The organism is Brachyspira pulli (assembly GCF_036997785.1).
GTDB classification, from domain to species: Bacteria; Spirochaetota; Brachyspiria; order Brachyspirales; family Brachyspiraceae; genus Brachyspira; species Brachyspira pulli.
This window is the reverse complement of record NZ_JAWLQI010000003.1, coordinates 24,009-45,241: the sequence shown is the minus strand read 5'-3', so window position 1 is coordinate 45,241 and position 21,233 is coordinate 24,009. Positions and strand designations below refer to the sequence as shown.

Below are 21,233 nucleotides of genomic sequence, written 5' to 3'. Positions count from 1 at the left end.
TCTGTATTATATTTATTTAAAGCCAATTCTGATATTATAAATGCCCGCCCAAGCGTTATTTAAATTTATAATATTTACTCCGCACGCTGAATGCATTTTTTATATAAGCTGATAGAATAATATAATTTAAATTAAATAAAAAAATCTGCTTACCGTGCGTTTAATTTTAATAAAGTATAATTAAAAAATAATTTGTATTTATCTATTTAATTAATTATTATTTGGTTTATAATATGATGATAAGTTTAATTAAATAATAGGTGTTAAAAATATAAATGGCTAATCATATAGGAACAGACCTCACAGAAGCAAAAGTTGTTCCCACATTATTAAAATTGCTTATACCAATATTATTATCTAATATGCTTAATGTTGTATACAATATAGTAGATAGTATTTGGATAGGTAATATTATAGGGCCGCTTGGACTTTCTGCAGTTGCAGTAAGTTTTCCAATAATGCTTATAATGGGTTCTTTTGCCTTCGGTGTTAATATGGCTAATGGTGTTATAGTATCACAATATTATGGTGCTAAAGATTATGATACAGTAACTCATGTTATAAGAGTATCTACCACTTTGGGTGTTATAATACTTGTTACAGTTGGTTCTTTAATGCTGATATTTTCAAGAAACATACTTGTAATTATGAAAACTCCAGAGAATGCTATGGATATGGCATTAATATATTTAAGAATATCTATTTTAGGCATGCCTTTTGCTTATACTTACTTCTTTATTTCTTCTATATTAAGAGCTGTAGGAGATAGTGTAAGACCATTAATATTTTTAATCGTATCATCTATACTTAACATAATACTAGATCCAATACTTATAAAAGGTTTTTGGATAATACCAGCAATGGGACTTCAAGGTGCTGCTATTGCTACAGTTATAGCTCAATTTACTTCTGTATTTATTAGTACAACATATCTTAGAATGAAAAATAGTTTTATAAAAATTAATCCTTTTATATTTACATTCGATTTGAATATGACTAAAAAATTACTTAAATTAGGTATTCCTATTTCATTCAATCAATTTATAGTAGCTTTTGGCTGGTTAATTATAACAAGATTAATAAGCAGTTTTGGAGAAGCAGCAAGTGCAACAGTTGCAATAGTTAATAGAGTAGAATCCCTTTTTATAATGCCGGTTGGTGCTTTGGGAAATGCTGTTATGACAATGTCGGCACAGAATATCGGAGCTAAAAAATTAGATAGGGTAAAAGAAGTTTTTAAAAGCGGAATCATTATAGGTCTTATAATTTCTTCTGTTATGAGCATTTTTTCAATAACTAATCCATACTTGCTTATAAGAATGTTCACAAAAGATATGCAGGTTTTTGAATATGCTAAAAGTTATATTTATACTATAATGCCTATATTTATCTTCTATTCTGTGATGTTTGTATGTAATGGTATTATAAACGGAGCAGGAAAAACTATAGTTATAATGGCATTTAGTACAACAACCACACTTGTTTTAAGAACTATTTTAGCCTATGCTTTATCTCCTAATTTTGGACTTGTAGGTATATGGCTTTCTATGGGTATATGCTATATAATCAATACTTTCTTTAGTATGTATTATTTAAAATCCAACAAATGGCAGAAGAATTCTAATATCACATTATAGGGTAATTATATTAGTATTAATATATCAATACAAAAATATTGTAATTATAAAACAATATCTAAATTTTTTTGTATTTTTTATTAAAAATATGTTTTTTTTTGTAAAAAAAGAATTATACTTATATACTGAATAAATAAATATTTAAGGAGTTTTATATGGGCGGAACTATAGTAATAATCATAGTAGTTCTATATTTGGTAGCTATGCTTCTTATAGGAGTATATTCCAGTAAAAAAATCAGCAACAGCAACGATTTTGCATTGGCTGGAAGGAATTTAGGCCCTGTACTTTTGGCAGGAACTTTGGCTGCTACAAATATTGGAGGAGGTACTTCATTAGGATTAGCAGAACAAGCTTTCGGTAAATGGGGACTTTCTGCATTTGGTATGTAATAACAGCTTCTATTGCATATCTTGTTTTAGCATTTTTAGCTCAAAGATTCAGAAATGCAATGTTACTACTGTATCAGAATATTTTTATAAAAGATATGGTAAAGCAAATGCATTAGTTACTTCTATTATAATGGGCTTCCTATGATAGGTATAACAGCCGCTCAAATAATAGCTTCAGCAAGTATATTAACTGTTATGACTGGTTGGAATTATAAATTATCAGTAGTAATTGTTACAATAGTAGTTACTGCTTATTCTTCTATGGGCGGACTTTGGGGAGTTGCTTTTACAGATTTAATTCAAGGTTCATTAGTATTTATAGGTAGTTTAGTTGCTATACCTTTTGCTTTGAATTATGCAGGCGGTTTTGAACATGTAGTTGCAAATTTAACGCCAGCACAGAAATCTTTTACTGCTGGTATGGGCTGGCCTACTATAATATCATTAACTATAATGTATATCGCTTCTTATTCTGTAGGCCCTGAAATTAGTCAGAGATTCTTTTCTGCTAGGGATTCTAAATCTTTAATGATAGGTTCTTTAGTCGGCGGATTGGTATGTATATTATATTCTTTATTCCCAGCATTTTTAGGTTTTATTGCTTCTAGTGTTGTTAAAGACGGACTTCTTACTTCTGAAGGTACTAGATATATACTTCCTGTACTTGCTATACATACAATGCCTCCTGTAATAGTTGGTTTATTATTCTCAGCATTAATATCAGCTACTATGTCATCAGCTGACTCTGATATGCTTGCAGTGTCTGTAATAGCTACAAATGATATATACAAAAAATACATTAATAAAAATGCCGCTGATAAACAATTACTTTTCCTTGGAAGAGCATGTATGATTGCAGTAGGACTTATATCTATGTTTATAGCTTTCAAGGCTTCAAACTTAATAACAATATTGATGTTCTCATTTAGTTTGAGAGCTGCCGGAGTATTTATACCATATTTATTTGGTAACTATACAAACAAAAAACTTTCAGCGGTTGCAAGTATGGGTTCGTTAATAGCCGGAAGTGTTGTTACAATATTCTTCCAATACAATAAAAATATTAACTTATTTGGTGTTGACCCTATAATACCTGGTATAGTTGCAAGCTTAGTAGTACTCTTAGTTCTTTCTGCTATAATACAGCCTAAGCCAGATGCTTCAGATACTGAAGAAGCTAAATAATAAAAAAATAAATATATAATAAAAAAGCGTATAGAAAAATATATAAATCTTTTATACGCTTTTATTTAACGCACGGTTAATTGATTATTTTTTTGATAATAAAATTAGAATTATAAATCAGCTAAATAATATAGTTTTATTTATCTTGCGGTGTAGACGAGCATAACAATAATAAAAAAAATAATAATTTTTTAAAACTAGAATTTAAATATAAAAGCGAGTCGAAGCCAGCTAGTGAGTTTACTCACTAGCTTAATGCAGGCGACACCTCATGCTTCGCAAGGTGGACTTCGTCGACGAGCATAACAATAATAAAAAAAATTATTTTAAATCCCGCCCTTTAAGATTTTCTGCTATTTTAGATATTATAATTTTATTTTTTTATAATACTAAAACAGTCAAAGCATACCCGCCCAAGTTTTTATTAACTTTAAAAAATTATTTAACGCACGGTAAATGTATTTTTTTATTTTGTTTAAATTATGATTATTGATTGAATAATATTTTTAATTTTATTTTGCGTGCGTTTAATTATGTAAAGCATTATTCAAAGCAAAATCATTAGCACTATCTCTGTCTTTTTTATCATAATCTTTAAGAGGTATTTTATTTCTTATAGCTGCATATATAGTAGGAACTATTATCAAAGTGAATATGGTAGACACTGAAAGTCCTCCAAGTAATGCAATAGCTAAAGGCTTATACATTTCATTTCCGCTTCCAATACCAAGAGCCATAGGAAGTATTCCTAGTATTGTTGTAAGAGTAGTCATAAGTACAGGTCTTAATCTTCTCTTTCCGGCAAGTAATGCAGATTCATCTCCATTAATATGCTTTTCATGCATAAGCTGATTCATATAATCGATAAGTACTATTCCATTATTAACAACAATTCCAATCAAAACTATACAGCCAATAGCACTGTAGGCACTTAATGTTGTATTGGTTATAAATAAAGCAAGAAGCGAACCAGCAAAACCAAAAGGAATTGCAAATGCTATCACAAAAGGAGCTATTAAAGATTCAAATTGACTAGCCATTATAGCATAAACTAAAACTAAAGCTAAAATCAAAGTTTGTATTAATTGACCAAATGCTTCGTTCATGTCTTCAAAATCACCGCCGTAATTTACTGATATTCCATTTGGTATGAATACATCTTTATCTATATTATTTTTTACTTCGGCTATTATTTCATTTAAAGGCCTTCCATAGGTGCTTGCTATTACAACAGTAAATCTTTTTCTATCTTTTCTTTCTATTCTGTTTGGGCCGTAACTTTTTACTATATCAGCTATTGAGGATAAAGGTATTAAAACTCCTTTAACTGGTATGCTTATTTTTTCAACATCTTCAATTGTCACTTTGTCAATATTTTCTAATTGAACATTAACATCTACATCGGTAAAATCAGAATTTTCCGGTGTTATTGTAGTGGCAGTTCTTCCTGCAAAACTTGTATTTATAATTCTAGCAACATCATTGATTTTTAGTCCCATTTTGGCAGCTATATTCCTATTAACATAAACTTGAAGTTCTCTGTTTGATTCATCAATATCTACCATTGCCCCTCTTATTCCTTCTATATTTGATATTGCACTTACTATTCTGTTTCCAAGTTCTTTTGCCTGTTCAACATCATCTCCAAGCATTTCTATTCTTATAGCTTCTCCTCCGCTTGAGCTTGACATTGAACCTAATATTCTTACATTTATTTTTGCAGGATATAATTGAAGTTTTTCTCTGGTTTTTTCAGAATAATAATTTATATCTCCTGTTCTTCCTGCATTTTTAGGTTTTAACTGCACTCTTATATTTGCACTGTTAGCTTCATCTCCTTTTCTTATCCTTGATTGAAGTCTTTGCAAATCGTCTTTTACTATTTCTTTTATATCATTTTCCATTAATTTAACAAATGATTCAGTTTGTTCATATTTTGTACCTATAGGCATAGTTACATTTATCATAAACTGACCTTCATCAGTTCTTGGAAATCCTTCTTTTCCTATGAATTTTAATCCTAATATAATTATGGCAAATACTAATAACATAGATGGTATTAATACAGTCTTTTTTCTTCTTATGGCGAAAGTTAAAAGTTTATTGTAAATATTAATTATATTGTTATGTATATATTTATTTGTTAAAGATTCTAATTTTGCTAAGAATTTTAATTTTTTATTTGTAACGAGTCTGGCTCCAAACATAGGTACTATTAAAAGAGCAACTAATAAAGAAGCTATCATTGATATTGTAACTGTAATACATAAATCTCTAAATATTTGACTTACCATACCTTCAAGATAAAGAAATGGTAAAAATACAGCAATAGTAGTGAAAGTAGAAGCTGAAATAGCAAGAGATACTTTTGAAGTTCCAATAACAGCAGAAGAATATTTTCCAAATCCATTATTTCTGTAGTAAAATATATTTTCAAGTACAACAATAGAATTATCAACCATCATTCCTATTCCAAGTACAAGCCCAGAAAGAGAAATAACATTTAAAGTAATTTTCATAAAATACATAAGCGTAAAAGTGACTATTATAGAAAGAGGTATTGATATTGCTATTATAGATACGGTTCTTATATTCCACATATAAATCATAAGTACAATAACAGCAAAAAGTCCTCCCTGCCAAGCAGCGTCAAGTACACCTGCTATAGCTTCGTTTATACTGTCGGCAGTATTAAACATTATTTGATATTTTACGCCGTCAGGAAAATTGTATTCTTCAAGATTCTTTATTACATTTTTGGAAACTTCAACTGTATTAGCTCCGGATTCTTTGCTTACAGCTATTGATATGGAATTTTCACCATTAACTCTTATTATATTAACATCATCATCATATCCTTGATAAACTTCCGCTAAATCTTGTATCTTTATTATTGATTTATTTTCACCATCACTTTTTAAAGTAACAGCAGTATTTTTAATGTCGTCGATACTGGTTAATTCTCCCATAGTTCTGATAGTGTATTTATAAAATCCTTGATCAGCTTGTCCTCCAACTATAGTTTTATTATCTCTTGCAAGTGCAGAAGCTATTTCATTAATATTTATATTATATGCTTTTAATCTATTTAAATTGACATCTATTTTTATTTGACTTTTTAATCCGCCTAATACTTCAGCCTGAGCTACACCTTTAGCCTGCTTTATTTGAGGCGCTATTTGATTGTCGGCAATATTATATAAAGCGGCTTGATCATCAATACCATAAATAGCAACTTCCATTAATGATGTATCGTCCATATTAAATTTTATTATTACAGGTTTATCCGCATTATCAGGAAGTAAGTCTATAACTTGTTCTAAAGCCTCTCTTATATCTTCGGCGGCATCGGTTAAATCTGTACCCCAGTTAAATTCTATTAATACATTTGATGAGTTTTCTCTTGAAGTTGATGTTATATTTTTTATATTATTAACGGTAGCCACAGCACCCTCAACAATTTTTGTAATTGATTTTTCTATTTCTTCAGGTCCTGCATTATTATATCTTGTATGTATGCTTACATAAGGCACTTGCATACTTGGCATGAAGTCTATTGAAAGTCTTGATAAACTAATAAGCCCTAATATAAGTATTGAAACTATCACCATAAGTATAGTTACGGGTCTTTTTACAACTATCTCTATTAATTTACTCATAAAACAATTTCTTAATTTTTATTTTTTATCTTTTTAATAACATAATGTGTATTTAGTTATTATATCATATTAGACGATAAAATGTAAAAAAAGTTTTAAATTCAAAAAACGGCTGTTATGCCAATCCTATAAAAATTATACATTAGATTTGTTTTTACTAGATTTGTACACTAAATAAAAAATATGATTTATTTTATAGTATTTATAAGTCATAATTAGATTTATCAAAAATTAATAAAACACAATTGTTTATTATATAAAAATTCTACTGCAGTTTTTATGTTTCTTTATTTATTTCATAAAAAATTATTTACTTAATATACACATAAAGTTACACTGTAATAACTCATAATTTTTTTATTTCTTCTATACTTAAGCCTGTATTTTCGCTTATAATTTTCATATCTATACCTGCATTTTTGAAACTTTTAGCTATAGATATTTGCTGTTCCTTTTTACCTTGTTCTATACCTTGTTCTATACCTTGTTCTATACCTTTCTCTATACCTTGTTCTATACCTTTCTCTATACCTTGTCTAATACCTTCTTCAATGCCTAATCTTCTTTCTTCTTCCAGCATTATTTGATTGCCATATAGATATGCCTGTCTTTTATCGTATTCATTCATCATAAGTCTGTCTTTAATAAAATTATTATATCTTTTTTGTACTTCTTCCATTATAGGTTTTTCTTTTACTAATTCTGACATTATAAGCTCCTTATTATCTTTTTCTTTCATAGTGAAAAATTTAATCCAGCAATTTAAATCAGGTTCAAGAAGATTATATTTAAACTTCCTTAATTCTATTATATGTATTTGTAAATGATCTGTAAGCAATCTCTTGTTATTTGTGTCGTAAATCATATAGCAAGAGTGTACATTATCATTATCATCTAAATTGAAATTAAGAAGATTAATACTAATTACTGGAGTTAGAGCATCGTATTTTTCACCATGTTTTAATAGCTTACTGTAGTTAGATGCCCAATAATATAATATTCGTTCTGGAAATCTTGAATTACCTTGCAGCTGTATTTCTATTATAACAACTGTGCCATTTTGAGTTATGCATTTAACATCTGCAATAGTCTCTTTGTCTTCATAATTTTCTTTATAGTTAAAAGGTGTTAAAATCTCTACACTTCTAAAAGTTTTCATGTTAGAATCAAGCATTATAGAATTAATAAAATCTAATAATATCAAATTACTGTCTTTAGATGAAAATAAATATCTCATAAAATAATCATTTAAAACATTAATACATTTTCTCTTCATAATGATATTATACAAAAAATAATTATAAAAGTAAAGTTTTGTATATACCTAAACAAATATAGTTTGTCAAAAATTAATTTTTTAATTTAAAATATTTGCAGGGCTTTGCCCTTACGAAGTACACGAGTGACCACTCTGTGTGCTACACAGCACCCTCAACAATTTTTGTAATTGATTTTTCTATTTCTTCAGGTCCAGCATTATTATATCTTGTATGTATGCTTATATAAGGTACTTGCATACTTGGCATGAAGTCTATTGAAAGTCTTGATAAACTAATAAGCCCCAATATCAATATTGAAACTATAACCATAAGTATAGTTACGGGTCTTTTTACAACTAATTCTATTATTGTTTTCATATAATCAAACTGTTTTCTTAATTCTTATTTCTATAATAGATAATTTTCTATTATAGCATATTAGACGAATAATGTTTTAAAAAGTTTTAAATTTTTCAAAAATATTAGATTTAGTATGATTTGTGTTATGTAAATTAGAGTTTATTATCAAAAATCTAAAAGACTTTATTTATTAAAAAAAATCTAAAAGAATGTTGACTTTTGTATAGTATGCTTTATAATAAAATAAATTCTTAATTACATTTAAATTTGTATTTAAATGTAATAATACATTTAAAGAAAATCGCATATTTGGTTTAATTTTGGTTTAGTGAGAATATATTAACATCACAAAATGTTAATAAATAAATATTTTATAAGGAGTTCTAACTATGAACAAAAAAATCAAAACAATTCTTTTTACACTTTTTGTAGCAGGTCTTTTGACTGTAAGCTGTTCTTCTAAGGACAAAACAGGACCTGGTGATAACGTAGATAATGGCGGCGGTACTACACCTCCTACATCTGGACTTCCAACTGGTATACAAGATGGTGAAGGTACAAAGAGTAGTTATAGACAGTATAAATATGCTCCTGAGGATGGAAAACCAATTATCTTAATGGCTGATGGTCAAAAAATTACTTTTACTACTGAAAATGAATTTCAGTTAAGTGTTGCTGATGGAAGTAAATATGATGAGCCAAATTTAAACGGTGAATATGTAGGCGGTATATTAATAAAAATGCCTAAATTAAAAGATTTAGGATTTACATCAGATGTTATAAGAGTACTTCCAAAAAATATAAGAGATAATAATTATAGCGGAGTGGATATACATGCCGTTTATCTTATAAATGATACAGATGAAAAATTAGAATATGTTGAATTAAAAACTACAGGAATACAATTTAATCATAATTTTATAACTATGAATAGTGATATTACATTTACAAAAACTACAAAAGAAAAAAAAGATGGTAAAACTACAACAATAACTTATACAATACCAAAGGAAGGTAATGATATAAGAAGAATTGAAGTAGCTAATACTGTAACTCCTATTCCTGTAGAAGGTAATGTAATAGATCCTAATAACAAATGATAAATAATTACTGTCAATTATATTGAGATTAGACTTATATTTTTTTAATAATTCTTTATCGAAAAAGGGTTTTACTTATCCACGCCAAGTAAAGCCCTTTGATTTTTAATAGTAATAAATAATGGGTTTTAATATAAAAAACAAGCATAAATTTTAAAAAGGGTTAATGATGAACAAAATAAATTTGCACTTTATTTTTGCTTTATCTTTCATATTTTTATTTTCTCAAATTTCTTATGCTCAAAATAATTCTATTATGGTGCCTGAATATGGTACTGGAATCAATAAAAGTTGGGGCGATAGATTTTGTGTGGGTTTTGTGGAAGTAACTAAAAACGGCGATTCTTTAGGACAAACACAAATGAGCGTTTTGGGTTCAAGAAATACATACAGAAATAAAGGTTCTTTACTTATTAAATTACCTTTATTTAATTTGAATATCAATTCTGAAATAGAAGCAAAAAATATAGTTGAGGTTTCTTCATCAGAATTTTCTATACAAGCAGTAATGTATGCTTTAAATAGTGATACTCCTATTTTATTTAAAACTTCAACTTTTAGATATCAAGGGGCTGAACTTTATATAAATGCTCATCTAATAATAGAAAAGGATATTTATTTTGTAAAAGGTACTTTAAAACATAATCCTAAATTTAGAGAATAACAATTAGCTATTTATAGGGGTTAATGCCATATTTTTATAAGGTTTGTTTTATATAAACAGACCTTATAACTAAAAAAATTAATAAGGAGAAAATATACAATGAAATCTAAATTATTAATAATAATATTTTCAATATTAACAATAACATTTATTTCTTGTCAAAGCAAAGACGACAGTTGGTTTAAAAATGTAGGAAATAAATTTTATACTAATACTAAAAGTCAATCTATATTATTTATAGCTGACAGAGTTCTAGTGGGAGATGAAAAAACTGTGATTGATCCTGTAGGTTCATTAATTACTTTAGCAACAACTTCTGTAAAAGAAATAAAAAGTAAAAATGAAGCTGTATACACTATGGAGTTTTTTGGAAATCAGGATTTCAATTTCAAATTAGAAGGAAATACTCTTAATGCTGTTATTAATGGGGAAGATGTAAAATTCTATTATAATGATGAGCTTACAAAAAAATATAATACTAATATCACAGCTATGCAGGAATGGATTGAAGAATATAATGCTACTAATACCCAAAATTAATTTATAATATAAGCTATATAAACAACTATATTTTGTATAAAAATATAGTTGTTTAATTATTGAGTATATACTAAAAATTTTTAAGTTTGCCAATTTTTTTGTTGTTCTTTTTCCCGCCGCATACGCTCTGCGGACTTCGTCAAAGAACCTTATATCCTCGACAGGCTCGGATACGCTTCGCGAAAGTGCAAGGATAAAATTAGTACTAAATCATACAAAAAATGTTTTACATGTAATATAAATTATCAATTTAAGCTAAAATATAGCCTTTTTGCTTCTTTGTGGCAACAAAAGAAGTGGGGTATGGGGCAAAGCCCCATATATAAAAAAAATATAGTTGTTTAATTATTGAGCTTAAATTAATTAAAATTCTATATAATTATTTTTAGCGTCTATTAAACCTGTTTTTATTTCGCAGTTGAAAAATTTTGATAATAACTCACTCAATTCATCTCTTGCCTTAATAGCCTTATCATCATTAATGCCAATGAAAGCATCTATTGGAAATATTATATTTGAAGAAGTTTCAATAATTTTTCCATGTTCGCTTTGTCTCCATATCCATCTTCTTGTTCTTACATCATTGGAAGTAACATATACTAATTCATTATTATCAACTTCTTCTGTATTAGTTTCTCCAAATGGAAGAAATATATCACCATTAACAGAGTATCTTATATAAAAATCTTCTTTCATAGAATCCAAATCATGAGCTCCCATTGGAAGTTTATATTTGATAGATACTGCATTTACTAAATCTACTACTGCATTTATTTCAGGCATACCTTTCTTTTTTGATATTCTAGTAAGAAGTGCCTCTATAGAACACATAAATTTATTAGGATTAATATTAAGTTTTTGAAAAGCTTCTCTGTAGCATTTTATATATTCGCTTTCTTTTACTTTTATATTTTCAAAGTCTTTTTCAGCATTTGTTATACTATCTTTAAGCATAGAAGAAATTTCATCTATTTTTTTGCTATTGTCTATTTCTTTTGCAATTATAACAGCAACACACATATCATTTAAAGTTTCAAATACTTTATTTTCTATAATGAATTTCATTTACGAACTCCTAACATAAAATTATTAGATTAATTTCTTTTTTATCAAATGTTTTTATTTATCGCTTTTTTTAATTAAAGATTTAATATATGAATATGTATTTCTTTCCCAGAATACTCCGTCCATAAAACCTTGTATAGTTTTATTTGTATGAGATCTTTCCAGTCTATACTCTGTAAGTGCAGCATAATATTTATCCATTTCTATAGATACATATTTTCTATTTAATTTATTTGCAACAACAGGAGTAGTTCCGCTTCCGCAAAACGGATCAAAAACTATATCATTTTCTTTGGAGCTTGCAAGTATTAATTTTGCAATTAACTTTTCAGGTTTTTGGGTAGGGTGAGTGGTATTTTCTGACATAGACCAATAAGGTACACTAATATCGTCCCAAAAATTAGAAGGGTGAGTTAATCTAAATTTACCTTCTTGAGTTTCTTCCCAATCTTTTGGCTTTCCTTCTTCTCTGTATGGTGCTATAACTCTTCTTTTCATTTTCACTGCTTCTATATTAAAATAATATTCATTAGATACAGTGGCAAACCATACATCTTCAAGAGAATTTTTCCAATTAAATTTAGCTCCTCTGCCTTTTTCTCTCTGCCAAGTGATTCTATTTCTTACTATAAAATATTTATTGAGTACATCATAAACAGCAGCACTGGAGAATAAATCGCAGCAAACATATATGGACGCTGTTTTTTTTAAATGAGGTATAATCAAACTTATAAAAGAATCTATATATTGAAGATAATCATCATCAGATTTCTTTCTAAAATTAAGATTGCCGAAATCTTTATTTAAATTATATGGCGGGTCTATAATAGTTAAGTCTATAAAATTATCCGGGAGATATTCTATAGACTTAAAAAAATCATCACATATTGTCTTGTTAATAATAAATTCAAGACTTGTTTTTTCTTTCAAATTTACTAAACGCTGAGAAAAGCTTTGAACATCATTTTCATCTAAAATTATAGTTTTATTCTTAGACGAACGTCGTCGATCCATAAATTACTTTTTCAAACCATAACGTTTTTTGAATTTATCTACTCTACCAGCAGTATCAAGAATTTTCTGCTTACCAGTAAAGAAAGGGTGGCAATTATGGCAAATATCAACGTGTAAACTTTTCTGTACTGAGTGAATTTTAAAATTAGCACCACAAGCACAGTTTACATCTGTTTCAAAATATTGTGGGTGTATATCTTTTTTCATTTGTTATTCTCCATTAAAGTATATAATTCTTCGTAAGTATATATTATACAATAAACTTATCATTTTTGCAATAGTATATAAAAATAAATTCTACTTATTATAAATATTGATTTAGTTATTTTTTATTATATTTCAATACAGTATAACATGATTTGAATAAAATTAAATATTTGCCGCACGCAGAATAAAGCTAAAAATATGAATTTATTTGCAATTCAAATTCAACTATATTATAAATTTTGTTCACCGTGCGTTAGAAATATTTTAAATTTAAATAAAACTTGGGTGGGTACTAAAATTTCTGATTAAATAATTAAGATAATATAAACTAAAATTTAAAATGGGGTAATAAGGATAAAAGGGCGGGGTATGTGAATAAAATATTTAAAGTATAAAAAAAGAAGTAAGAATATAATAACTATAAACTTACTTCTTTTTTATATTTTATTTTTATAATTTAATTAATTTACAACTGTATCATAATAGTTTACAATGTACCAATATTGTCCCATTTGTCTTAAAACGAAAGTTCTTTTTACAACAGGATCATATACATCACCAGTATCAGCATTGAAGTATCTGTGATGTAATCTTGTTTCTACTTCAGCTCTTGGTAAGCCATATTCTTCAATAATAGTTACTTTATCAATAGTATAGTTTAATAATGTATAAGTAACAGCCGGTTCGTATTCATTTTTTATCATATTAAGTACGCTTGTATAATGTGCTTTTAATTTAGCATCTTTAGTAGACATTATATCTCTTTGAAGTTCTGCTACAAAAGCATTTCTTACTTGTCTGTCATAAGCTGATGCCAAATATTTTTTAAACTCATCAAATAAAGCTTTTCTATCTTCAGGTAGAGAAGTTCTATAGAGAATATCAAATCTTATAGCAAGTTCTCTTATATTGCTTGATTTATAAGCCATTTCTAAATTGTTTAAGAAATTATTTCCAAAGTTAGTTCTAAGCATTTCAGCACTTATATTATCAGAGAATTGATTTCTTAAAAATGCTTCAAAACTTAATCTTCTAGCTTTTTGACGAACACCAGTATCTGTAAAATCTTCAAGATAAGTATTGCTGTAATTATTTCTGTAAGTTTCATAATATCTTTGGCTTATGCTTATCATAGAAGGCATATGCATATATTTGAAATAATTTGTCCAATCTTTATTTTTCATAGAGAATAAAGTATTTGATATAACAGTTGTAGGTGAAAATTGTTCTAATTCAGATACATTAGTTATAACATTATAATTAGCAGTACTATTGTTTTGATTATAAGTTCTAACTCCATCTAATAAGAAATAAGCAGTATCTGCTTTCATAGAAAAATTATCACTTATTTCCGGCATAGGGTTAAAACTGCATTCTACTCTATATCTTCCTGTTTTATCGAAATAGAACCAATTATTCAAATCTACGAAATATGAAAAACTTTCGCCTTCATTCAAAGTTACAACTCTGTCTTTAGAATTATCTAAAGTTCTTTCATTTTTATATTTCCAAAGTGTGTAATTATCTGAAGATACAACAGGGTTATTATAATTATCATAAACTGTAAAGCTGTAATTATTAAAAGGATTTGCTGAGTTTGTAAAGCTTATTGTTCCTTTTTTAGCATATATTTTTATTTCCATAGTTATAGGTTCATTTAATCTATATCTATTCAAATCAAAATTCATGCTGATAACATAGCTTGATGGTGCTACTACATTATCATTAGGATAAACCCTTTTAATTTGATCTAGCATGATTGTATCTAAAAAATTGTCATTTTGAGCAAATATACTAGAAAAGCTCATTATAAATAAAAGTAATAATATTCTATGTTTCATACGTCATTACCTTAAAAAATACTACTATAGTTCTTTATCGGAAAAAATATAAAATAACATAAGAAAAATTATATATGATTTTTCTTATTATAAATTGTATAAAAACAATAATTTAATCAAATATATTTTGACAAATTATTGACATTTTTACTTTATAATTTAGAATATATAAAAAACTTTTAAAGGTAAATATTATGCATACAGCATACAGCATACAGCATACAGCATACAGCATACAGCATACAGCATACAGCATACAGCATACAGCATAACTCTCAATTAAAACTATCACAAATATCAAAAAAATTACCATACAATCTATATAACTTAATAATACATTATATTTCTTTTGGCATTGCACAAATAAAAAAAATTAATACATTAAAAAATCTAATTAATATCATTTTATGCCTCACAGCAGTAATATTTGCAGTAAGCTGCGGAGGAAATAATGATTCACCTACAAATCCAAATCAAGGAGAATTTACTGTTAATTTTGAGTCTTATCCAGAACCGGCAAACAAAACAATAGGAACTTCATCAGAAAAAACTTCTTTCACAAAAGAAGGAAAAATTAAATGTTATCCAGGTACAGAGGCTAAAGTTGAGATAAGTAAAGTTACACCTGTTACAGCATCTGGAAGCGTGTCATTAGAGCCTACAGATTTTGAAGTATTAACTCCTACAGTATCAGCAACAGCAAATGAGATAAGAATAGTATTATCTGCATCAGGAATTGAAAAAGTAAAAACAGCAGCAGCTGGACAAGTATATGAATATACATTCTCATTCTTATTCACAAGAACATCAGATAATAAAACAGCTACATCAGAAACTAAATTAAATGTTGCTAATATAGATATAATAAATCAATCTGATATAGAAACAGCGATGAAAAATGTAGAAAGTGGCGATGCAGGAAAAGGAAATCTAGTTGTAAGCGAAAACCCTGTATGGAAATTTGATTTATCTAAGTTTGCCCTAAATAAAACTTCAGGATTTACAGCTACAGCTGCAAGTGCTTCTGGAAGTGTGTATGTTAGTAATGCTGAAAGTGCTATTTTTTCGCAAGCTAAAGGAACAGGTTTTTTCTTTAGTGCTAAAGGTGTTAAAGATAGTAGTAATAAGCAAGCAACACTTACAATTACTGTAAAACTTAACAATAACGGATATATGCTTGATGATGCTGTAAGCTATGTAGCGACAGACGGTTTCAAATTAATTTTAAGTCTTGGAAGCAACGACGGAACTTGGAAGCAGCTATAAATTAAATCAATCAATAATAAAAGCCTGTCTTAATACTTTATTAGGACAGGTTTTTTTATCTATAAAGTCATATTACCACGCGTTGAACTAGCTTTAAAAATAAAATCAATCAATAATTAAACATTTACTATAAATTTAAATTATGCTTACCGCGTGATGTTAAAGCTTACAAATTTAAAAAACGTTTGGGTGGGTGTGCTTTTTCTTGATAAGCTATAAACGTAAATAAAATGTTCATTACAAAATAAAGCTTAAAACTTTAAAGGGTGGGGGTATGTAATAAAATTTCTTTTGAATTTTACTCTAATTTCCTGCCCATTATCTTTATTAATTTCTTTCGAAATAGAAATTTAAATTTGTTTTTTAGCTATTATAGTAATTTTAACGCCCGCCCTAGATTTTTTTAAATTTATAATGCATATACCGCACGGTGAGCAAAGTTTAAAAATATTATTTTGTTTTGAATTCTAATTTTTATTATATTGAAAATTTAGCTAAGCGTGCGTGTAAAAAGTTTTATTCTAATTCTTTGTTTATCTTTATCAATGCACGCTCTATTATATAATGGTTAAAATCAATACTGTCTTTCATAGCTTCATACAATTTAAATGAGCTTATTATTGATTTATGCATTGTATCATCTTTAAAATCAAAACCTTCTGTTATCATTTTAATTGTTTTTTGCATAGTAATACCTAAAAACTCATTTACTTTACTTATAGTTAGTATTTTTGCATCAGATTCATCTAATTTAGCAATGAGTTTATCTACTTTTCTGTTTTTGGATAAATCATTATTAATTGTATGGCATAAATTAATAGCATCATCAACATAAGGCTTTAATGATAATATTTCTTTATCTATTTTTGTTAATCCATTTTTTATGCTTTCGAGAATTTTTGTTTTGTCATCTGTATTTCTATCATTTTTATCTATTTGTATATTAATATCATCAAATTTATCAATGAGTTCTTGTAATGTAATATTCTCCATTGCTTTTATTATAACGCCGCCTTCTGTGGCATTGTAGAATTTTACATTTTTATTGTTTGCACATTGAGATTCATACCAGTTTCTGTACATATCAAATCTTGAATCAGTGAATACACTCTCACCATAAACATTCTTTTCTTCTCTTAAATTTCCAGCAACAAGTACTTTATATATTCTGCTGTCATAAGAATCAAGTTTGCCTATTTCAGTAAAGAAATTTTCTTCATGATAGCTTCCTTTTATATGTGTTTGATGATTAGGAAAAGAAAGATCTAAACCTACCATTATTATTGGATTAGCTCCTATTCTTATAGCAAAATCATAAGCAGCAGTGGATACGCTTCCGCCCATAGTAATATCGCCTCTGCTTCCTAAAGGATTCATAAAATATTTAGCTAGAGGGAATATAGAATCTATAAAGTATTCAGCTCCATTGAATGATTCTATTGCTTCATGATCAACTGAAGATTCTGCAATTAATACAGTGTCTTCAAAATGTATATTTCTAAAATATTTAGAGTTTTTCTTTTGAGGGTCTATTGTTATAACAAAGTGAGGTGATATTCCATGCGATGATAAAGGCTTCATTGCAGTATCAACAGCTATTATAATCGCCTTATTTTTCATCTCTTTTAATTTTCTTATGTTTTTTTCAAGTGAAGGACCAGCTGATACTATAACAGCAGGTATGTTTTTATATTTATTGAAGAATTTATTAACACCATAATGTGTGGCAATCTCTACCACATTAGAAGCTATATTATAAGCCCAAAGTTTATCAAATCTTGAAATAGTATTTATATTTATTATTTTTTTATCCACTATAGATAATACTTTAGATTGATAATGTAATGCTTCCTCAGCAAATAGGGTAGCATAAGACCTAGTAATAAAAAATTTCACCTTTTTTGTTGTTGTCAATGATATAAATTTCTCTATATCCTCATCATCATTTCCGCCTATAAAGAAAGTGATTTTATTATTTTCTAATATAGTATCTAATTTGAAATTATCTATTAATGTATTAAAAAAATCTGTAGAAGGCTCAATCACAGCAACAGGTATATGCAATTTTCTAACAGCATTAACTAAATAACCAGCTCCAATACCAAATACAAACACTAAATCCAGCTCTTCATCATTTTCAATTTCTTTTATTAAGGTATTAGCCTCTTTTATAGGGTCATAGGCACTATGAAGTAATATTTGTTTTCCGTTTTTTATAACTTTACCAGATGGTTTTTGGGATTTTGTTTCTATAACTTCTAAAGTAATGTTTGACTGTTTAGAGTGTTCAAGCATATCAATAAAATTATATGGATATGCTTTTATGTTTTTATTTATTGCTTCTAAATTGATTTTTCTAATTTCGTTCATAATATATTATAAATTTCTTCTTATATTTATTTTTTCTTTTGTTATCGGCGAGTTATAAAAAGAGTTTAACTATTTGTAAAAATATATATTTATATAGATGTTTTTATGTTATATTAAGTATTTGTTTTGTAATTCTCTAACCATATCTATATACATATTTTTAGCTTTTTTATAATTTTTAGCTAACAGATCTTCATATATTACAGAAATAAAATCTTTATATATATTTTTGTATATGTTTTTACTATTATTGTTTTTATTAATACTTTCTACTATTTTTGGTGCTATATTATAATATTCTTTTATTAATTGAAGTCCGTCATAATCATTTATTAATATATTATCCCTGTATCTTCTAAACTCCATCAATTCATCACAGTCATCATTTTTTCCTAAAGATAAACATACTGCTGTGGTAATGAAACATTCAGAACTTGTTCCATATAAATGTTTACGTGCAATATCTCTATTGTGATATGCATCGTTATAATTAGGGTCTAATTCAATACATTTATCATAATCTTCAATAGCTTCAACACATCTTCCTAATTCAAGTTTAGCATTTCCTCTGTCATTATAGTAATATGCCGTATTATGATCTAACTCTATAGCTTTATCATAATCTTTAATAGCTTCTTCATATCTTCCTAGTTGTTTTTTAGAATCACCTCTGTTGCTATAATAATATGCATCATTAGGATTCAATTCTATAGCTTTATCATAATCTTTAATAGCTTCTTCATATCTTCCTAATTTGTTTTTTGTATATCCTCTTTTATCATAGTAATACTCATGATTAGGATTCAATTCTATAGCTTTATCATAATCTTTAATAGCTTCTTCATATCTTTTTAATTTATATTCAGCATTTCCTCTGTCATTATAGTAATATGCATTATTAGGATTTAATTCTATAGCCTTATTATAATCTTTAATAGCTTCTTCATATCTTTCTGATTCTAATTTAGCATATCCTCTGCTGTTATATGAATCTGAATTATTAGGGTCTAACTCTATAGCTTTATCATAATCTTTAATAGCTTCTTCATATCTTCCTAGTTGTTTTTTAGAATCACCTCTGTTGCTATAATAATATGCATCATTAGGATTCAATTCTATAGCTTTATCATAATCTTTAATAGCTTCTTCATATCTTCCTAATTTGTTTTTTGTATATCCTCTTTTATCATAGTAATACTCATGATTAGGATTCAATTCTATAGCTTTATCATAATCTTTAATAGCTTCTTCATATCTTTTTAATTTATATTCAGCATTTCCTCTGTCATTATAGTAATATGCATTATTAGGATTTAATTCTATAGCCTTATTATAATCTTTAATAGCTTCTTCATATCTTTCTGATTCTAATTTAGCATATCCTCTGCTGTTATATGAATCTGAATTATTAGGGTCTAACTCTATAGCTTTATCGTAATCCTTAATAGCTTCTTCATATCTTTCTGATTCTAATTTAGCATATCCTCTGCTGTTATATGAATCTGAAATAGCTTCTTCATATCTTTCTGATTCTAATTTAGCATTACCTCTGTTGTTATATAAATATGCATTATTAGGTTCTAGTTCTATAGCTTTATTGTAATATTCAATTGATTCTTCGTATCTCTTTTCATTATATAATTTTTTGGCTTCTTCATAATAGTTTCTTAAATTGTATTGATTAGCTTCCTCGGTTTCCTGCTGTTTTTTTAATTCTAATTCTTCAAAATATTTTTTTATTATTTCTTCTGCTTTATTGGTATCTTTAAAAAATATTAAAGTTAATTCTCTTACTTTATTATCTAAACTTGTATTTATATCTATAGAAGAAACTTTATCTTCTAACTCTTTTAAATTGTGAATAGAAAGCCATCTTTTTAATACGCCTTTATCAAAAAGTTCAACGACATCATTAATATTGAAGTTATCCCTTAATTGTTCTATATTAAAGCAAGTTTTTCCGTTAATTTGTAAATTAAATTTAATCTTTTTCATAAATTAAAATTCCATTTTTTTATATACTTGTACAATGATTATAAAGAATTTATTTATATTTTCAATATAGTTTTAAATTATTTAAATTAATTTATACTTTTATAAAATCAATTCAGCTATAATTCTTTAGCTTTATTAAAATCTTTAATGGTCTCATTTTATAATCCTAAAGTATTTTTAGTAATTGCTGATTATATCAGAAGATATAAAAACTGCTTTTTTTAATTATATAATAATTTTTAATTAATGTTCTATTTGTATTGTCCCGCCCTATATCCTTTTAATCTTTCGTGTATTTTGATGTTATTTTTCTTTTATGATTTTACATATATTTTAACTGCCCGCCCAATTTTTTTTAATTTATTGTATATTGACCGCACGCAGAATAAGCTTAAAAATATAGATTTATTTTTAATTCAAATTTTATTATATTATAAATTTAGTTCATCGTGCGTTAAATGAATTCACAATATAATTAACATTTGGGTGGGTGCTAAAAATTCTGATTAAAGTATAAAATATAATTAAATTGGAATTCAAAATATAGTTATAAATAATAAAGGGCGGGGTATGTAAATAAAATTTATTTTGTAATTTAGAATTTCTAATTGTATATTGATATATAAAGTTTAAATAAAAAAGATATTTAATTAATGAAAATAATTTTAAAATAGGTTAC

15 protein-coding genes and 1 pseudogene are annotated in these 21,233 nt (G+C 26.9%); 7 read left to right on the top strand and 9 right to left on the bottom strand.

The window, feature by feature from the left end; all coding sequences use genetic code 11:
- The first annotated feature begins 275 nt into the window (after nt 1–275).
- From R4K56_RS01480 to R4K56_RS01470, 3 genes are all read left to right on the top strand, one after another.
- Nucleotides 276–1,637: an MATE family efflux transporter gene (locus R4K56_RS01480; protein WP_335771748.1), complete on the top strand. Its 1,362-nt coding sequence runs from the start codon at nt 276–278 to the stop codon at nt 1,635–1,637.
- Between the two features lie 155 nt (nt 1,638–1,792).
- Entirely contained in the window at nt 1,793–2,029 is a 237-nt protein-coding gene (locus tag R4K56_RS01475; RefSeq protein ID WP_335771747.1) for a hypothetical protein, read from the top strand.
- A 141-nt stretch (nt 2,030–2,170) separates the two neighbouring features.
- Nucleotides 2,171–3,214 carry a sodium:solute symporter family protein gene (locus tag R4K56_RS01470; RefSeq protein ID WP_335771746.1) on the top strand — a complete coding sequence of 348 codons (1,044 nt, stop codon included), beginning with the start codon at nt 2,171–2,173 and terminating at the stop codon, nt 3,212–3,214.
- A gap of 527 nt (nt 3,215–3,741) precedes the next feature.
- Here the strand turns inward: R4K56_RS01470 and R4K56_RS01465 are convergent.
- The 3 genes and pseudogenes from R4K56_RS01465 to R4K56_RS01455 form a co-directional block, all read right to left on the bottom strand.
- Nucleotides 3,742–6,873, bottom strand: coding sequence for an efflux RND transporter permease subunit (locus R4K56_RS01465; RefSeq protein ID WP_335771745.1), 3,132 nt, complete (start codon nt 6,871–6,873; stop codon nt 3,742–3,744).
- Nucleotides 6,874–7,219: 346 nt separating this feature from the next.
- On the bottom strand, nt 7,220–8,149 hold the full coding sequence (locus R4K56_RS01460) for an Rpn family recombination-promoting nuclease/putative transposase (protein ID WP_335771744.1): 930 nt from the start codon (nt 8,147–8,149) through the stop codon (nt 7,220–7,222).
- Nucleotides 8,150–8,294: 145 nt separating this feature from the next.
- Nucleotides 8,295–8,510, bottom strand: a pseudogene (locus tag R4K56_RS01455) (efflux RND transporter permease subunit); the annotation flags it as partial.
- A gap of 371 nt (nt 8,511–8,881) precedes the next feature.
- On the opposite strand from R4K56_RS01455, the gene R4K56_RS01450 reads away from it, so the two are divergent.
- The 3 genes from R4K56_RS01450 to R4K56_RS01440 all read left to right on the top strand — a co-directional run bounded on the left by R4K56_RS01450 (nt 8,882) and on the right by R4K56_RS01440 (nt 10,796).
- The gene (locus R4K56_RS01450) at nt 8,882–9,592 is read left to right on the top strand and encodes a hypothetical protein (protein WP_335771742.1); all 711 of its coding nucleotides are present in this window, start codon (nt 8,882–8,884) and stop codon (nt 9,590–9,592) included.
- A 169-nt stretch (nt 9,593–9,761) separates the two neighbouring features.
- Entirely contained in the window at nt 9,762–10,256 is a 495-nt protein-coding gene (locus R4K56_RS01445) for a hypothetical protein (protein ID WP_335771741.1), read from the top strand.
- Between the two features lie 99 nt (nt 10,257–10,355).
- On the top strand, nt 10,356–10,796 hold the full coding sequence (locus R4K56_RS01440; RefSeq protein ID WP_335771740.1) for a hypothetical protein: 441 nt from the start codon (nt 10,356–10,358) through the stop codon (nt 10,794–10,796).
- A gap of 363 nt (nt 10,797–11,159) precedes the next feature.
- Here R4K56_RS01440 and R4K56_RS01435 read toward each other — a convergent pair whose 3' ends face one another.
- The 4 genes from R4K56_RS01435 to R4K56_RS01420 form a co-directional block, all read right to left on the bottom strand.
- The gene (locus R4K56_RS01435; RefSeq protein ID WP_335773174.1) at nt 11,160–11,861 is read right to left on the bottom strand and encodes a B3/B4 domain-containing protein; all 702 of its coding nucleotides are present in this window, start codon (nt 11,859–11,861) and stop codon (nt 11,160–11,162) included.
- Nucleotides 11,862–11,915: 54 nt separating this feature from the next.
- Nucleotides 11,916–12,875 carry a DNA-methyltransferase gene (locus R4K56_RS01430; protein WP_335773173.1) on the bottom strand — a complete coding sequence of 320 codons (960 nt, stop codon included), beginning with the start codon at nt 12,873–12,875 and terminating at the stop codon, nt 11,916–11,918.
- Nucleotides 12,876–12,878: 3 nt separating this feature from the next.
- Nucleotides 12,879–13,082, bottom strand: a complete 204-nt coding sequence (rpmE, locus tag R4K56_RS01425; protein ID WP_020004042.1) for a 50S ribosomal protein L31 — start codon at nt 13,080–13,082, stop codon at nt 12,879–12,881.
- A gap of 461 nt (nt 13,083–13,543) precedes the next feature.
- A complete protein-coding gene (locus tag R4K56_RS01420; RefSeq protein ID WP_335758866.1) occupies nt 13,544–14,923 on the bottom strand; it encodes a hypothetical protein in 1,380 nt (459 codons plus the stop codon).
- Between the two features lie 645 nt (nt 14,924–15,568).
- On the opposite strand from R4K56_RS01420, the gene R4K56_RS01415 reads away from it, so the two are divergent.
- Complete coding sequence (locus tag R4K56_RS01415; RefSeq protein ID WP_335786879.1) at nt 15,569–16,189, top strand: hypothetical protein; 621 nt, start codon at nt 15,569–15,571, stop codon at nt 16,187–16,189.
- Nucleotides 16,190–16,705: 516 nt separating this feature from the next.
- On the opposite strand, the gene R4K56_RS01410 is transcribed toward R4K56_RS01415, so the two are convergent.
- Together R4K56_RS01410 and R4K56_RS01405 are read right to left on the bottom strand one after the other, a co-directional pair.
- A complete protein-coding gene (locus R4K56_RS01410; RefSeq protein ID WP_335772636.1) occupies nt 16,706–18,559 on the bottom strand; it encodes a motility associated factor glycosyltransferase family protein in 1,854 nt (617 codons plus the stop codon).
- Nucleotides 18,560–18,667: 108 nt separating this feature from the next.
- A complete protein-coding gene (locus R4K56_RS01405) occupies nt 18,668–20,554 on the bottom strand; it encodes a tetratricopeptide repeat protein (RefSeq protein WP_335772635.1) in 1,887 nt (628 codons plus the stop codon).
- Nucleotides 20,555–21,233: the final 679 nt, after the last annotated feature.

Bases quoted from the DNA above. Each gene is read 5' to 3' on its own strand.
- R4K56_RS01410 (WP_335772636.1), bottom strand. From the start codon at position 18,559: ATGAACGAAATTAGAAAAATCAATTTAGAAGCAATAAATAAAAACATA.
- R4K56_RS01480 (WP_335771748.1), top strand. From the start codon at position 276: ATGGCTAATCATATAGGAACAGACCTCACAGAAGCAAAAGTTGTTCCC.
- R4K56_RS01430 (WP_335773173.1), bottom strand. From the start codon at position 12,875: ATGGATCGACGACGTTCGTCTAAGAATAAAACTATAATTTTAGATGAA.
- R4K56_RS01465 (WP_335771745.1), bottom strand. From the start codon at position 6,873: ATGAGTAAATTAATAGAGATAGTTGTAAAAAGACCCGTAACTATACTT.
- R4K56_RS01475 (WP_335771747.1), top strand. From the start codon at position 1,793: ATGGGCGGAACTATAGTAATAATCATAGTAGTTCTATATTTGGTAGCT.
- R4K56_RS01405 (WP_335772635.1), bottom strand. From the start codon at position 20,554: ATGAAAAAGATTAAATTTAATTTACAAATTAACGGAAAAACTTGCTTT.
- R4K56_RS01460 (WP_335771744.1), bottom strand. From the start codon at position 8,149: ATGAAGAGAAAATGTATTAATGTTTTAAATGATTATTTTATGAGATAT.
- rpmE (WP_020004042.1), bottom strand. From the start codon at position 13,082: ATGAAAAAAGATATACACCCACAATATTTTGAAACAGATGTAAACTGT.
- R4K56_RS01435 (WP_335773174.1), bottom strand. From the start codon at position 11,861: ATGAAATTCATTATAGAAAATAAAGTATTTGAAACTTTAAATGATATG.
- R4K56_RS01445 (WP_335771741.1), top strand. From the start codon at position 9,762: ATGAACAAAATAAATTTGCACTTTATTTTTGCTTTATCTTTCATATTT.
- R4K56_RS01450 (WP_335771742.1), top strand. From the start codon at position 8,882: ATGAACAAAAAAATCAAAACAATTCTTTTTACACTTTTTGTAGCAGGT.
- R4K56_RS01470 (WP_335771746.1), top strand. From the start codon at position 2,171: ATGATAGGTATAACAGCCGCTCAAATAATAGCTTCAGCAAGTATATTA.
- R4K56_RS01420 (WP_335758866.1), bottom strand. From the start codon at position 14,923: ATGAAACATAGAATATTATTACTTTTATTTATAATGAGCTTTTCTAGT.
- R4K56_RS01440 (WP_335771740.1), top strand. From the start codon at position 10,356: ATGAAATCTAAATTATTAATAATAATATTTTCAATATTAACAATAACA.